This is a genomic window from Thalassospira australica (assembly GCF_044790785.1).
Taxonomy (GTDB): domain Bacteria; phylum Pseudomonadota; class Alphaproteobacteria; order Rhodospirillales; family Thalassospiraceae; genus Thalassospira; species Thalassospira australica_A.
In genome coordinates this window covers 3,688,592-3,702,376 of the sequence record NZ_CP085258.1, presented here as the reverse complement: position 1 = coordinate 3,702,376, position 13,785 = coordinate 3,688,592, and the positions used below count along the sequence as shown (strand labels likewise).

The following is a 13,785-nucleotide window of genomic DNA, read 5'->3' as shown; positions in this document are numbered from 1 at the left end:
TCATGGAGTTTCTTGTAGCAAGCAGTATCGGGCTTCTGACCATGTGCGGCACATATATGTTGCTGCGTGGTCGTACTTTCCCGGTGGTGATCGGTTTGGCGATGTTGTCCTATGCGGTGAACGTGTTCCTGTTCGCCATGGGACGCCTGACCATCGATATGCCGCCCATCCTGCGTGATGGTGTTACCGAATATACAGATCCGCTGCCCCAGGCGCTTGTCCTGACAGCGATCGTGATTTCGTTCGGGATGACCGCACTGATCGTGGTGCTGTCGATCCGGGCTTATCTTGAAATCGGTAATGACCATGTTGACGGTCGCCCGGAAGGCGCGCCATCCGAAGCAGGAGATAAAAACTGATGGGTCACTGGATTGTCCTTCCCATTCTGCTGCCTGCCGTGATGGCCGCCCTGATTGTTCTGGCGGTACGTCATGACATTGTTCTGCAGCGCATATTCTCGATCACCGCGACCGTCGCCCTTGTGGCGGTCACCCTGTCGCTGGTGATTTTTGCCAATAACAACAACCCGGAAATGTACGCGCTTGGCGACTGGCCGGCACCGTTCGGGATCGTGATCGTATTGGATCGCCTGTCGGCGATGATGATCTTTCTGACCTCGATCCTCGGTCTTGGCGTTATCCTGTTTGCATCCAGCGAATGGGACAAGCGGGGCCAGCATTTCCACGCCCTGTTCCAGTTCCAGCTGATGGGCGTCAATGGTGCGTTTCTGACCGGTGACGTTTTCAACCTGTTCGTCTTCTTCGAAGTGCTGCTGATCGCATCTTACGGTCTGATGCTGCACGGGGCCGGGGCAGAACGGCTTAAGGCGGGCATGCAGTATATCGTCATCAACCTGACGGGTTCGACCCTGTTCCTGGTCGGGGTCGGCATGATATATTCGGTGACCGGAACGCTGAATATGGCTGATCTTGCCATTCAGGTGCCCCAGGTTGCCGCGGGTGATGCCGCATTGCTGCGTGCCGGGGCGCTCATCCTGCTTCTGGTATTCTGTGTCAAGGCGGCTTTGGTGCCGGTTCATTTCTGGTTGCCGGGGACTTATGCCAACGCACCGGCACCGGTGGCGGCCCTGTTTGCCATCATGACCAAGGTCGGGGCTTATTCGATCCTGCGTGTCTATTCGCTGGGCTTTGGTGAAAATGCGGGGGAGATGGCATGGCTGGCACAGCCTTATATCCTGCCTGCCGCACTTGTGACGCTGGCGATTGGCATGATCGGGGTTCTGGCGGCCAAACGGCTTAATGGCCTGATTGCCTTTTCCGTGATCGGATCGATGGGCACGCTGTTGATTTCCATCGCGCTGTTTACGCCCGAAAGCATTTCGGCCGGTCTTTATTACCTGCTGCATTCGACCTTTGCCGGGGCGGCCCTGTTCCTGATTGGCGATCTTGTCGTCTCGCGCCGGGGCTCGGTATATGGTGACAGTCTGGCAACTGCCCCGGTCTTCCATCAGTCCGGGTTGCTTGCCGTGCTGTTCTTTATCGCTGCCATCGCCATGGCGGGGATGCCGCCGCTTAGCGGCTTTATCGGCAAGCTTCTGATCCTTGATGCCGCGCGTGACAGCGATGCGATGATCTGGGTCTGGTCGGTTATCCTCGTGACGTCGCTGATGTGTATTGTCGGGTTCGGTCGCGCCGGCAGCATCCTGTTCTGGAAAAGTGCATCTGCCGAAGGCGAGATTGTGATCGAAGGAGCCCATTGGCCGGTTCTGCCAATTGTTGCGGCCTGCGGAATGCTCGTCGCGCTTGTGGCTTTGACCGTCTTTGCCGCACCGATTATGGATTACCTCGATGGAACGGCGGGGCAATTGTTTGACACCACGGATTACATCCGGGCTGTGCTGGGTGAAATTCCCGTCACACAGCCTGGCCAGTAAGCGGTGATGAAAGGATAGTGATGATGTTGAAACGTTGTCTTCCCCACCCGCTTCTGTCGCTAGCCCTGCTGGTTGTCTGGGTGTTGCTGGTCAATGAAGTATCGGCTGGTGCCATCGTGTTCGGTGCGATCCTGGCGATTTTGATCCCGCTGATCACGTCAAGCTTCTGGCCCTCTGCGCCAAAGGTCGGCAATGCCTATGCCATTTGTGGATACGGTCTGGTCGTGCTGTGGGATATTCTGGTCGCCAACGTTATTGTTGCCGGGCTGATCCTGTTTCGCAAGGCCGAAAGTCTTGAAACGCGATACGTCGTTGTCCCGCTTGACCTGACCTCGCCCGAAGCGATCACGACCCTTGCCGGGACGATCACCATGACGCCGGGCACGGTCACCATCGATCTGAGTGCGGATGCCAAAAGCCTTCTGGTGCATTGCCTGCATGCGCCGGACCCGCAGGGCGTGGTTGATGATATCAAGTCCCGCTACGAAAGCCGCCTGAAGGAGATTTTCGAATGATCGAATATGCACTGAATTTCGGCTTTATCTGTGTGGCGGTGGCCCTGTTGATGAACCTTTGGCGTCTGGCCACGGGCCCGACCATCGCAGACCGGGTCCTGGCGGTTGATACCATGGCGATCAACGCGATTGCGCTTCTCGTGCTGTACGGGATCGGCCGGGCGACCTCGATGTATTTCGAAGGTGCTTTGCTGTTTGCCATGTTCGGTTTTGTTTCCACCGTGGCCTATTGCAAGTTCGTCTTGCGTGGCGACATCATCGAGTAGGGAGCAAAAAGATGCCGTTTATTGCCGAACTCGTCATTTCCATTCTGATCGTGATCGGGGGATTATTCCTGCTGGTCGGGTCGTTCGGGATGGTCAAACTGCGCGAATTGCTGCCGCGCCTGCATGCGCCGACCAAGGCAACCACGGTTGGCGTCGGGGCTATCCTGATTGCATCCATGCTGTTCTTCTGGATCGAACGCGGGCATTTCACCATTCATGAATTGCTGATCACGCTGTTCCTGTTCCTGACAGCACCGATCACCGCGAACCTGATCGCCAAGGCCTATTTGCTGCGCAATGTCGATCCGCGGAACGACCTGCCATCCAGCGGGCGGAATGAAGGTTGGGCAACCTTTGATCCGGTCGGTCCCGATGGTTATGACCCCAGCGAGGAATATAAACCCGATCAGCAGTGAACGGGTTTGCTGATTTGGAAACGGCACCGTTCCTGCGGTGCCGTTTTGGTATGCTGTTAACAGGAAAACCGGATGATCCTTGAAACCGAACGGCTTTGGCTGCGTCCGCGAACGCTGGATGATCTTGACGATTGTTTTGCAATGGATCACGAACCCGGCGTGACCGATTTTGTTCAGGGACCTTGGGCAGACGAAGTCGAACATCGCGCCTTTATCCATGATCGCATCACCATGGATTATGGCCCGGGGCTTGGATACTGGTCGCTGTTTTTAAAAACCGAACCGGACAGTTTCATTGGCTGGGTTCTTCTGATTCCCGAGGATGCCGTTGGCCCGGAAATTGAAATCGGCTGGCGTCTGAAACCGGCATTCTGGGGACGGGGTTACGCATCTGAAGCCGCCAATGCCTTGCTGTCGCACGGGTTTGAAAAACTGAAACTGGACAGTTTCATTGCCTGCATCGATGCCAGGAATATCGGATCGCTTGCGGTGGCGCGAAAGATTGGCATGCGCCATCACAAGGCTGATGATGATATCGTGCAATATGTCATCACGGCGGATGATTTTGCGAAACGCCATCACAGATGACATTGTCGACCGCCCCACATCCTTGTTATGAGGAAAGGCAAGAGGGACAGGTTTTACATGCCGGATTTCAGCATCGAGGATCAATATCGCGGACGCATCGCCGGGATCGACGAGGTCGGCCGCGGGCCGCTTGCCGGGCCGGTGGTTGCGGCAGCCGTCATTCTGCCACGCGATGAACGCCTGCCTGAAGTCCTTCTGGGTGAACTTAACGATTCCAAAAAGCTGTCAGCCAAGAAGCGCGACTTTCTGTTTGAGCTGATCATGGGCTGTGCCGAGGTTGGTATTGGCGCGGCCTCGGTCCGTGAAATCGACCGGATCAATATCCTTCAGGCGACCTATGTTGCCATGCGCCGTGCAGTAGCGCGCCTGCCGCAATGCCCCGATCAGGCGCTGGTGGATGGCAATCGTGACCCGGGGCTGCCGTGCGCGGTGGAAACGGTCATCAAGGGCGATGGCAGATCATTATCCATCGCGGCGGCATCCATCGTCGCCAAGGTCGTGCGCGACCGTGCCATGACCCGCCTTGCCGCGCGCTATCCGCATTTCGGCTGGGATGGCAATGCCGGATATGGCGTGAAAAAGCATATGGAAGGGCTTGGCATTGTCGGGCCGACCCTGCATCATCGTCGCAGTTTCAGACCGATTGCCGAATTGCTTGTGGATTCGCCAGCGGATGATGGATCAGGGTTTGTCGTATCGTGATTTTGTTTCGATCTCGCGTAGCAGGCTGACAAAAGCCCGCAAACCGGCCGATATGTTTTTGCGACTTGGATAATAGAATGCCAGCCTTGAATAACTTGGCGACCATTCTTCCAGAACGCGGATCAGGCGACCGGTTCTGATGTCATCCTCAACCAGCCACAGCGGAAGATTGGCAAGTCCTGCTCCGGCTCTTGCCGCCCGCAAAAGCAGTTCCCCTTCATCCAGACAAAGCTGCCCGGGGACATCAATGCTGCGGATTGTATCCTTATACCGGAAATCCCAGTGATAGATCGCCCCGCTGCCAAGGCGGGATCGTATGCATTCATGTTTAAGCAGGTCGTCGGGGATTTTGGGCCGTTCGCGTGCGGTGAAATAAGATGGTGCGCCGACAATGGCAAAACACATCTCCGGCCCGGCAGGGACGGCAATCATGTCGCGCGGGACTTCTTCGGCAAGGCGAAATCCTCCGTCAAAACCTTCGGCGACAATATCGACAAACCGCCCTTCGGTGACAATTTCGACCTTCATGTCCGGATAGCGACGCATATATTCCAGAATAACCGGTTCCAGGACAACGCGTGCGGCCAGAGCGAAACTGTTTATCCGAAGCCGACCAGCCGGTGTGTTGCGATGTGCGTTGATGTTTTCCACGGCCTGATGGATTTCTGAAACTGCGGGAACAATGCGGGCAATGAACCGGTCCCCGGCTTCTGTCAGGGAAACGCTACGTGTCGTGCGATTGAACAGTCGGACATCAAGCCGTTTTTCAAGAGCAGCAACCGCATTGGATAAGGCAGTGGGCGACATGCCAAGCTCATGTGCTGCTGCGCGGAAGCTGCCGCGTCGGGCAACCGCGATGATGGCTTCCAGTTCGGTCAGGCCGGATTTGTGCATTGTCCTGATTTTCGAAATTTAACATACAGATTAATCTATATTAACAGGATTATCGTGACTGCCTAGATTTTCTCCAACGGCCTTGCAAAGGAGAAAACGGTATGCATCAGATCGATAAAGTTTATATCAATGGCGAATTCGTCACGCCGAAGGGATCGGCGCTTTTTGATCTCTATAATCCTGCTACGGGGGCGGTGAACGGGCAGGTGCGGCTTGCCAATCGCGACGACGCCCAGAAAGCGATTGCGGCTGCAAAAGCAGCTTTTCAGGCCTTTTCTCAAAGCTCGAAAGAAACCCGTCTGGCATTGCTTCAGCGCCTTTATGACGCGGTTGTCGCGCGTGCGGATGACATTACCGCTGCCGTGGTCGAAGAATATGGCGGCCCGGTTTCGATGATGTCGCAATGGACGACCATGGCGGCGCAAAACTTTCTGGATATGGCCGATACACTGGAAAGTTACGATTTCACGCAGAAAATCCGGGCAAGCGACGTTGTGATGACCCCGATAGGGGTTGTGGGGATTGTCATCCCCTGGAACAGCAATGTCGGCTTTATCACCAGCAGGCTTGCGACCGCGATCGCGGCGGGTTGTTGCACCGTTATCAAACCCAGTGAAATGAGCGCGTTGCAAACTCAAGTCCTTTGCGAATGCCTGCATGCGGCAGGCCTGCCCAACGGGGTTTTTAATGTTGTGACAGGTACCGGAATTGAAGTCGGGGCGGAAATCGCTCGGAGCCCGGATGTGGCAAAAATATCCTTCACCGGTTCGACTGCGGTGGGGAAGGACATCCTTCGTGCCAGTGCTGATACCATGAAACGGGTGACGCTTGAACTGGGGGGTAAATCCCCAACGATCATCCTTGACGATGCCGACCTTGATGCTGCGGTTCCGCTTATTCTTGCTGCGGGCTTCCTGAATAGTGGTCAGGCCTGTATTGCCGGTACCAGGGTGCTGGTTGCGCGTGAAAAGCATGATGAACTTGCGCAAAAACTGGTCGCCGCGATGAATGACATTGTGGTCGCCGAGCCCACGGACCCGGCATCACGTATTGGTCCGATGGTCAGCCGTAAACAATATGAACGGGTACAGGGCTATATCATCAAAGGCATCGAAGAAGGTGCGGACCTTCTGGCGGGCGGGCCGGGCCATCCCGAAGGGCTTGGCGGTTATTTCGTCAGACCGACACTGTTTGGCAATGTCGATAATGCGATGACGATTGCGCGTGACGAAATCTTTGGCCCGGTTCTTTGTCTGATCCCCTATGAAGATGAAGAGCAGGCGATAACGATTGCCAATGATACGGATTATGGTCTTGCGGCCTATGTGATGTCGTCCGACCCTGCGCGGGCGGGACGTGTCGCAGAACGCATTGATGCCGGGCGCATCTGCATAAATGGCTTCCAGCACGAACCACAGGCACCGTTTGGTGGCTTCAAGCAATCAGGGATCGGTCGTCAATACGGAGTTCATGGACTGGAAAGTCATCTTGAACCGAAGGTCATTATGGGGCGGTAATTTCAATCAGGGCAGACGAACCGTCCCGAAACCGCATGCGATTTCGGGCGGTTCATCATGCGCTGCAATGGGATGGGAAAATCCGGCCTGAAGGCCCTATGAGGCCTGCTTCACGCTTGCCCGGACAAGGTCGGTACCATCACTGTCACGTGTAATCGCGGCAAATCCGTCCTTCTGGCGCACCGTGACCCGTTCCTGAACCCGGCATTCGGTGCGAAACTGGATATCGAGGCTTTCGGGTTGGAAGTCGGGTTTGGCATCTTCCCCGGCCGAGCCAAGCACCCATTGCATCAAACGTACATTGTTGACATGCCCATACAGGTCAAGATCGGATGGGCGGGCCTTTATGCTGTCGATTTCGGGTAACGGATCGGTGGTGAAGGGCGGCCGGAATGGCGGTTCGATCAGTTTCGGGCCGGGCGGGTTTGGCAGCCGTTCTTCGATCCAGTCGGGCCAGTTTGCTGCGCGCCGTTCCAACAGGTCAAACATCACCCAGAAACTTTGCGCGACCGCGATCACATCACCCTTGCCATCGATCAAACGGAAATCACGGGTTGCCACACGTCTTGCAACGCCCGACGGCCATGTTTCGACAGTGATATCCTCGCCATTGCCGGGATAGCGCCGGACATGAATGACCATCCGCGCCAGCACCCATGCCATGCCTTTATCAACCGTGTCGTCATAGGCCAGTTTCAGAATGCGTGCGCCCCAACCGGCTGCGTCCTGCATGTAATCGGCCAAGGCGGGCAACATCGCAAGGCCGTTATCGCCAATTTCCGAATACCGCACGCGATAGGTCCCGCGCCATCCGCAATTGGCGGGCAGGGTGAGCTTGGCAATTTCGTCCCAATTTATGATCATACCGGCAGGTCCTGTATCCTTTTCTTTGACAGTTATAGAAACCCGGTTCGCTGCGTGCAAATCCGGACTGCAAATCGCAACGCGAACCGGGACTATTCCTGTTTCCTTCGCACTATCCTGACGATAATTGTGCCATCAGCGTGGTGACATCAGGATGCAGCCACGTTTCGGCGATTTTCCCGTTTTCAAGGCGGTATAAAACCATACCGGTGAAATCGATCGCATTGTCACTTGCCGGAATTCCGGCAAAGCTATCGCGATGGGTTGCGCGAATGCGAAATCGGGCCGCAACATGGTTGTCCTCGGCAATCATTGTTTGAATGTCGAAATTCATATCCGGAAAAGCCGCATTCAACCCGACAAAGAAATCGTGATAGCTGTCGAGATCATGCGGATTTTCGCACGGGAAGCCATGAGTAACGATTTCCGGGGCGACGAGTTCGTAAACAATCCGGGGGTTGTGATTATGGCTTTGCTCAAGAAATTCGAGAACCGCATCGCGATTGGAATTTGATTTGGGTGATGATGATTGTTTCATCAATTTACACTCCGGCATTTGCCATGATCTTTTCAAATGTTGCATGATCCGGCCCGGTAAAGGTCGGGGCCAGCCGGGCGGCGGCAACATGGTCAAGCAACCGGTCCGTCATGTTTTCGGCCGGCGGCAAATGGCTGCTTAACACATATCGCGGCGAAAGCTTTCGGAACCGGTCAAGGGATGCGCCAAACTGTGCGCCATCAACAAAGTCGAGCCATGGCGCATCCACCCTTGTCCAGCTGATAATCCCCTCGCGCAGGATGTCCGCCGGGATATGGTTGGCGCGTTCATAGAGGCGCGGCAAAAGCGCACCGCAGCAGTCCGAGCTGAACAACACCTGATCAAGCGGATCATAGATCGCGGTGGTTTCCGGTGCATCAAAGGTCGGCGGGGTGATGCTTTGCAGGATGCGTTCCCCGGCAATGAATACCTCGCCCGGATTGACCAGTCGCACACGATCAACCGAAATACCTGCAAGGTTCAGCTTGCCCATCCCGACAAAGGTCGTGATGATGGTGGCATTCGGTGCTTCTTCCAGAAGGGCTGCCAGATTGCCGGTATGATCCGGGTCGGCATGGGTGATCCAGATCCAGCGCAGGCTGGCAAGGTCGATACAACTGCGTAACGCACCAAGGAAGTCGTCACGAAGGGGACCAAGACCGGCATCAATCAGAACCGGTTCGATACCCTGGATCAGCATTGCATTGACCGGCAGGATGCCAAATCCGGTAACCGGCAAAAAGGACGGGATAACGGTTACGCTTTCGGTAACCGGGATCGTGGTGGCGATTGAAGGGACTTGCATTCTGGCTCCGTACATTTCGCGATCCTGTGGGGCAGGATCATCAGGTTGAAAAATGAATGAACATCTGTGATTATCAAAATACGAAGGCCGAAATCCCCTTGTCAATAATTATGTGAACAATGATGTTTATCTAAATGAAAAAGCGTAAATATAACAAAACAGTACGTGCGGAAAAAGAAGACGGAACGCGCCAGAAAATTGTCGAAGCCGCGATGAATTTGCATGGTGAAATCGGCCCGGCACGCACAACCATCAGCGCGATTGCGGATCGTGCCGGGGTGCAGCGTTTGACGGTCTATCGGCATTTTCCCGAAGAAAATGAATTGCTTGGTGCGTGCTCGTCGCATTGGCTGAGCCTTAACCCGCCACCCGATCCTGCATCATGGCGCGAGTCGGTGGCACCAGTTGACTGGGGCCTCGCGATCCTCAGCATGCTTTATCACTATTATGGTGAAACGGCCTATATGTGGGATCATTGTTATCGCGACCGGGAAAGTGTCGCGGCCCTTCATGGACAGATGGCAGGCTTTGATGCCTATCTCGACATGTTGTCTGCCGATGTGCTGGCAAGCCAGCCTGCCGACCGGCGCACGGGAAAGATGTGCCATGCGGTTGCACGACATGCGGTGCAGTTTTCGACATGGCAGTCGCTGTCAAAGGCGGGAGTAGAAAATTCGGAAATGGCAGCACTTATGGATGACTGGCTGCATAAATGTCCGGTTTCGTGACCGCGTTTGCTGCCTAATCCACCGGTCGCTGGCGCATTTTCTTTACGTCGCCGCGTTTCTTTTTCGTGTCGACCCGTTTGCGTTTGGCCGATAGCGACGGGCGGGTTTTGACGCGGAATTTCTTGCGTTCGGCGGCCTTGCGCAACAGGGCCAGAAGCCGTTCGATGGCATCCTGTTTGTTGCGTTCCTGGGTGCGATAACGCTGCGCGTCAAAGATGATTTCCCCGTCATTGGTCAGCCTGCTGCCCGCCAGTTCGCGCAGGCGATCACGCACGCGTTGCGGCAATTCTGTCAGGTCATCAATGCGTACCCGCATCTGAACGGCTGTCGATACTTTATTGACGTTCTGGCCGCCCGGTCCGGATGCGCGCACGAACTGGAATTGCAGGTGGCGTTCATCAAGATAAAGATCATTTGAGATTTCGAGCATGGCGGATCGTCTGAGTAATAGGGGCGATAAGTCGTGCGGCGAACACGCACGGCAGAAGCCCGGAAACCGGCGGGTGCTGTTGATTGAAAAACAATGGCATTCCACCTACATTGAAGGCACTTACCCTGTCAGGGGCGGGCAGGGCTGTAAACAGGAAATAGGACGTGCAGGCATCGTATCTTTATCTGGCCTTGGGCTGGCTGTCAGTTGGACTTGGAATTGTTGGTGCTTTTCTGCCGCTCCTGCCGACGACGCCCTTTATGCTGCTGGCGGCCTGGCTGTTTGGCAAAGGATCGCCGCGCCTGCATGCGTGGATTTACAAGCATCCGCACTTTGGTCCGTCGATCCGGCACTGGAACGAACATGGCGTGATCAATCGCCGGGCCAAGATCATGGCGATGTCGGCCTTTGTCGTGGTGATTGCCGCATCCCTGCTCTTTGTCGAAAATCGCTGGGTGGTGATGATACAGGTGCTGGTCGCGATCCCGGTCAGTTGCTTTATCCTGTCGCGCCCGTCGCGCATTCCTGCACAGATCCCGGTGCCACAAACCGGAGAGCCGCGCGCCTGAAATCAGGTGCCTGATTTCCGGGTCAGTTCTTCCTGACAGGTTTCTTCGAGCGTGTCGAGTTCATCAAGTGTTGCATCGATATCCTGACGCTGTTTGCGCAGGGTATCGCGGCGCTCGTTGATTTTGTCGACAAGGATGGTCAACTGCATGATCTCGCTGCGATCAGTATCATACAAATCAAGCAGATCACGGATTTCCTTGAGCGAAAAGCCAAGCCGTTTGCCGCGCATGATCAGGCGAAGGCGCACCCGGTCGCGTTGGCTGTAAATGCGGGTCTGCCCCTGACGTTCTGGCGCGATCAGTTCCTGATCCTCGTAAAAACGGATGGTACGCGTCGTGACGTCAAACTCGCGGGCAAGGTCGGTGATGGAATAGCTGTCGTTCATGACATCCCGTTCAGGTTTACGCTTACGTAAACGAAAGCTACATGCTTTCTGACGGGATCACAATCGGCAATTCTTTTGGCAATTCAACGCAAAACCTGCTGCCTTTGTCCGGTTCGCTTTCTACCGTGATCATTCCGCCATGCCGGTCGACGATTTTCTTGCAGATCGAAAGTCCGATACCGGTCCCGGCATATTCACCGTAACCGTGCAGACGTTTGAATATTTCAAAGATCGTTGCGTGATATTGCGGCTCGATCCCGATGCCGTTATCGGCAACGAAAACCTTCCAGCTTTCATCGGTTTCCTCGGCATAAATCCGGACTTCACCCGTGTCGGGATCGCTGTATTTAAGACCGTTCGAAACAAGATTCTGAAACAGCAGCAAAAGCTGGCTGGCGTCACCGGTAACGGTCGGCAGAAAGCCATCGCGCACGATATTCCCCGCAGGCCCCGGCCCGGCCCGGCGGAAGTTTGCGGCAATCGCGTCAAACAGGCTGTCAAGTGCCACCGGCTGAAACGGTTTACCATGACGTCCGACCCGCGACAGGGTCAGAAGGTCATCGATCATGCGCTGCATGCGTTGTGTGCCATCCACCGCATAGTGGATGAATTCATCGGCGGTTTCGTCAAGCTGGTCCTTGTAGCGCCGTGCGATCAACTGTGTATAGCTTGACACCATGCGAAGCGGTTCCTGCAAATCGTGCGATGCGGCATAGGCGAATTGTTCAAGTTCGCTGTTGGATCGTTCCAGTTCTGCCATGGTCCGCTGGATTTCCATTTCGTGGCGTTTGCGCTGGGAAATGTCGCGAAGCGTGATGATGTAATGATATCGCCCGTCGGCTGAAAAGTGGCTGATCGCGACTTCAAGTGGCACATTGCGCCCGTTTTTTGTACAGGCCAGGACTTCGATTACACCGGTACCAAGGTCGGTCAGGAGCCGGTCGACGGGCGGTGCTTTTGGCGGGCTCTGTTTGTTGTCAGGCAACAGAAACCGGATGATGTTGCTAAGTTCCGGATCGCCTTCCGGGCCACAAAGTTCCTGCGCACGTGCATTCAGCGGTTCGATATCGCCGTCATCGGATGCCACCAGAATGGCATCGATGGTGTTTTGCAAAATCGCGCGTGTGCGGTCTTCGCTGCGTTTGGTCTGATTGACCAGTTCGGCTAGTTCGGCGGCCTGCCGGCGCAAAAGCCGGTCGCGCTGCACGGCAAGCGTCACATCGCGCACGGTCAATGAACACAGTTTTTCCCCGTGTGATGTCCGGATCGGATGGATACGGATCGACTGTTCCATGCGCTCGAACGTGGCGGCAAATTGCGGTAATGGTCGCAGCGGCAAGGCGCCCTGGTTCAGGGAAGGCGAAATCACTGCCGGCATCCCGAATTCAAGGCAATCCTTGATCGCCTGGCATAAACGCCCCAGCCGGGTTTCCGGAAAAACGGCACTCAGCCGTTTGCCCAATGCCTGTTCTGCCGAAAGCCCCGAACGGTTTTGCATCCACTGGTTCCAGTGACATATCGTCCGGTCCGTACCGATCACCACCAACCCGACATCGGCTGTATCAAGCAGGTTGCCATACAGTTCGGCTGCTTCTGCTGCGTCGGATATATCGACAATCGGCGGGGTGGGTTTTGCCATCGTATTGCCCGTCAGCCGAGCGTGTTCTGAAGGAACCGGCGTACCAGTTCCTTCAGGGTCTGGATGGAATCAAGATCCATGACGAACAGCACATAACCGTCAATATCGTTCTGGCGCAGCATGAATTGCACATGGAGGATCATCAGAACCGGCATCTTGCCCGATGTTGCGTCAAACACCGCCTCGTCATTCAAAAGCGCACGGCTTTCGCGCTTGCGGAAGGTCGGCATCGAACAATTGATCGGTTCGCCCAGCACATTGGCAATACTGCCAAGGCAGGCATTCAGAATGATATTGCCGACCTCCATCAGGGCTTCCTGTTCGAGATCGGTCAGGGTGTCGAGGGGCACATCGACCTTAAGCAGGCGGCGCACCAGTTCAAGGCTGCGTTTTTCGGGGAAAACCAGCATCGCCTCGCCCTTGAACGGGCCATCGAATGTCTGGCTGACGGCCGAAACCACTTCTTCGGGGGACGATGTCAGATTTGAATCGGAAAACCGTTCGACAAAGGTGATGGTCGGCACCGTCAGCTCGACCGGCTGATCGACCATTTCCGAAAGCGACGCAGCCGCCCGGCCGACCCCGATATTGATCAGTTCGCTGATCGTGTCATGTTCAAGCTCGCTCAGGTCAATCATCGCCCGGCTTCCTTGCCCGCAAGATAATCGCAAATCTTTTCTTCGGTCGGTGGTTTTGCCAGAAAGTCCATCCCGAGCCCGGCGGCCTTGTTCTGGATTTCCTTCTGGATATTGGCTGTCAGAAGCGCAATTGCAGCATCGGGATAAGCCGCGCGCAACTTTTCGCCCAGTTCCAGCCCGTTCATACCGGGCATATTGAAATCGATCAGAAAATAATCGTAGTCTTTTTCCGCAGCCATCGCCTGCGCCTGTTCGGCCTCTTCTGCTTCGTCGACATGCCAGTCGGAAAAGTTGCTGGTGATAAACGCCTTAACCAGCAAACGGGCAAATTTGCTGTCATCGACAAGCAGGACGGATCGCTTCTGGGACATTGTTTTCTCTGATCTTCGGTTTGTG

19 protein-coding genes are annotated in these 13,785 nt (G+C 55.4%); 10 read left to right on the top strand and 9 right to left on the bottom strand.

Translation table 11 applies throughout. The features are described from left to right. Window positions 1-2: 2 nt before the first annotated feature. The 7 genes from LG297_RS17380 to LG297_RS17350 all read left to right on the top strand — a co-directional run bounded on the left by LG297_RS17380 (window position 3) and on the right by LG297_RS17350 (window position 4,381). Window positions 3-359 carry a Na+/H+ antiporter subunit C gene (locus tag LG297_RS17380; RefSeq protein ID WP_007090207.1) on the top strand — a complete coding sequence of 119 codons (357 nt, stop codon included), beginning with the start codon at window positions 3-5 and terminating at the stop codon, window positions 357-359. Then, window positions 359-1,894 carry a monovalent cation/H+ antiporter subunit D gene (locus LG297_RS17375; protein WP_404422476.1) on the top strand — a complete coding sequence of 512 codons (1,536 nt, stop codon included), beginning with the start codon at window positions 359-361 and terminating at the stop codon, window positions 1,892-1,894. The genes LG297_RS17380 and LG297_RS17375 overlap by 1 nt, the downstream gene beginning before the upstream one ends. 20 nt (window positions 1,895-1,914) lie before the next feature. After that, window positions 1,915-2,409: a Na+/H+ antiporter subunit E gene (locus tag LG297_RS17370; protein ID WP_404422474.1), complete on the top strand. Its 495-nt coding sequence runs from the start codon at window positions 1,915-1,917 to the stop codon at window positions 2,407-2,409. Beyond that, complete coding sequence (locus LG297_RS17365) at window positions 2,406-2,675, top strand: K+/H+ antiporter subunit F (protein WP_404422472.1); 270 nt, start codon at window positions 2,406-2,408, stop codon at window positions 2,673-2,675. Before LG297_RS17370 ends, LG297_RS17365 begins: the two co-directional genes overlap by 4 nt. A gap of 11 nt (window positions 2,676-2,686) precedes the next feature. Beyond that, on the top strand, window positions 2,687-3,091 hold the full coding sequence (locus LG297_RS17360; protein ID WP_404422470.1) for a Na+/H+ antiporter subunit G: 405 nt from the start codon (window positions 2,687-2,689) through the stop codon (window positions 3,089-3,091). 72 nt (window positions 3,092-3,163) lie between these two features. After that, a complete protein-coding gene (locus LG297_RS17355; RefSeq protein WP_404422468.1) occupies window positions 3,164-3,679 on the top strand; it encodes a GNAT family N-acetyltransferase in 516 nt (171 codons plus the stop codon). Window positions 3,680-3,736: 57 nt separating this feature from the next. Continuing rightward, the gene (locus LG297_RS17350) at window positions 3,737-4,381 is read left to right on the top strand and encodes a ribonuclease HII (protein WP_404422466.1); all 645 of its coding nucleotides are present in this window, start codon (window positions 3,737-3,739) and stop codon (window positions 4,379-4,381) included. Here the strand turns inward: LG297_RS17350 and LG297_RS17345 are convergent. Then, a complete protein-coding gene (locus LG297_RS17345) occupies window positions 4,361-5,275 on the bottom strand; it encodes a LysR family transcriptional regulator (protein WP_404422464.1) in 915 nt (304 codons plus the stop codon). The genes LG297_RS17350 and LG297_RS17345 overlap by 21 nt on opposite strands. Before the next feature lie 101 nt (window positions 5,276-5,376). On the opposite strand from LG297_RS17345, the gene LG297_RS17340 reads away from it, so the two are divergent. Next, window positions 5,377-6,792, top strand: a complete 1,416-nt coding sequence (locus LG297_RS17340) for an aldehyde dehydrogenase family protein (protein ID WP_404422462.1) — start codon at window positions 5,377-5,379, stop codon at window positions 6,790-6,792. 96 nt (window positions 6,793-6,888) lie between these two features. Here the strand turns inward: LG297_RS17340 and LG297_RS17335 are convergent, their stop codons facing one another. From LG297_RS17335 to LG297_RS17325, 3 genes are all read right to left on the bottom strand, one after another. Beyond that, a complete protein-coding gene (locus LG297_RS17335) occupies window positions 6,889-7,656 on the bottom strand; it encodes an acyl-[acyl-carrier-protein] thioesterase (RefSeq protein WP_404422460.1) in 768 nt (255 codons plus the stop codon). Window positions 7,657-7,768: 112 nt separating this feature from the next. Beyond that, window positions 7,769-8,194 (bottom strand): ester cyclase, encoded by a 426-nt coding sequence (locus LG297_RS17330; protein ID WP_404422458.1) that lies wholly within the window; start codon window positions 8,192-8,194, stop codon window positions 7,769-7,771. A 4-nt stretch (window positions 8,195-8,198) separates the two neighbouring features. Further along, on the bottom strand, window positions 8,199-8,999 hold the full coding sequence (locus LG297_RS17325; RefSeq protein WP_404422456.1) for an MBL fold metallo-hydrolase: 801 nt from the start codon (window positions 8,997-8,999) through the stop codon (window positions 8,199-8,201). A 134-nt stretch (window positions 9,000-9,133) separates the two neighbouring features. On the opposite strand from LG297_RS17325, the gene LG297_RS17320 reads away from it, so the two are divergent. Further along, a complete protein-coding gene (locus LG297_RS17320) occupies window positions 9,134-9,727 on the top strand; it encodes a TetR/AcrR family transcriptional regulator (RefSeq protein ID WP_404422454.1) in 594 nt (197 codons plus the stop codon). A 13-nt stretch (window positions 9,728-9,740) separates the two neighbouring features. On the opposite strand, the gene arfB is transcribed toward LG297_RS17320, so the two are convergent. Further along, window positions 9,741-10,157, bottom strand: coding sequence for an alternative ribosome rescue aminoacyl-tRNA hydrolase ArfB (gene arfB / locus LG297_RS17315; RefSeq protein ID WP_404422452.1), 417 nt, complete (start codon window positions 10,155-10,157; stop codon window positions 9,741-9,743). 164 nt (window positions 10,158-10,321) lie between these two features. Between arfB and LG297_RS17310 the strand changes: the two genes are divergently transcribed. Continuing rightward, window positions 10,322-10,726 carry a YbaN family protein gene (locus LG297_RS17310; protein WP_404422450.1) on the top strand — a complete coding sequence of 135 codons (405 nt, stop codon included), beginning with the start codon at window positions 10,322-10,324 and terminating at the stop codon, window positions 10,724-10,726. A 2-nt stretch (window positions 10,727-10,728) separates the two neighbouring features. Here the strand turns inward: LG297_RS17310 and LG297_RS17305 are convergent, their stop codons facing one another. Genes LG297_RS17305 through LG297_RS17290 form a run of 4 tightly spaced genes read right to left on the bottom strand, consistent with a single transcriptional unit; the run spans window position 10,729 to window position 13,760 of the window. Further along, window positions 10,729-11,112, bottom strand: coding sequence for a MerR family DNA-binding transcriptional regulator (locus LG297_RS17305; protein ID WP_404422448.1), 384 nt, complete (start codon window positions 11,110-11,112; stop codon window positions 10,729-10,731). A 37-nt stretch (window positions 11,113-11,149) separates the two neighbouring features. After that, window positions 11,150-12,751, bottom strand: a complete 1,602-nt coding sequence (locus LG297_RS17300; protein WP_404422446.1) for an ATP-binding protein — start codon at window positions 12,749-12,751, stop codon at window positions 11,150-11,152. An 11-nt stretch (window positions 12,752-12,762) separates the two neighbouring features. Next, on the bottom strand, window positions 12,763-13,389 hold the full coding sequence (locus tag LG297_RS17295; RefSeq protein WP_404422444.1) for a chemotaxis protein CheC: 627 nt from the start codon (window positions 13,387-13,389) through the stop codon (window positions 12,763-12,765). After that, complete coding sequence (locus LG297_RS17290; RefSeq protein ID WP_404422442.1) at window positions 13,386-13,760, bottom strand: response regulator transcription factor; 375 nt, start codon at window positions 13,758-13,760, stop codon at window positions 13,386-13,388. The genes LG297_RS17295 and LG297_RS17290 overlap by 4 nt, the downstream gene beginning before the upstream one ends. Window positions 13,761-13,785 lie beyond the last annotated feature (25 nt).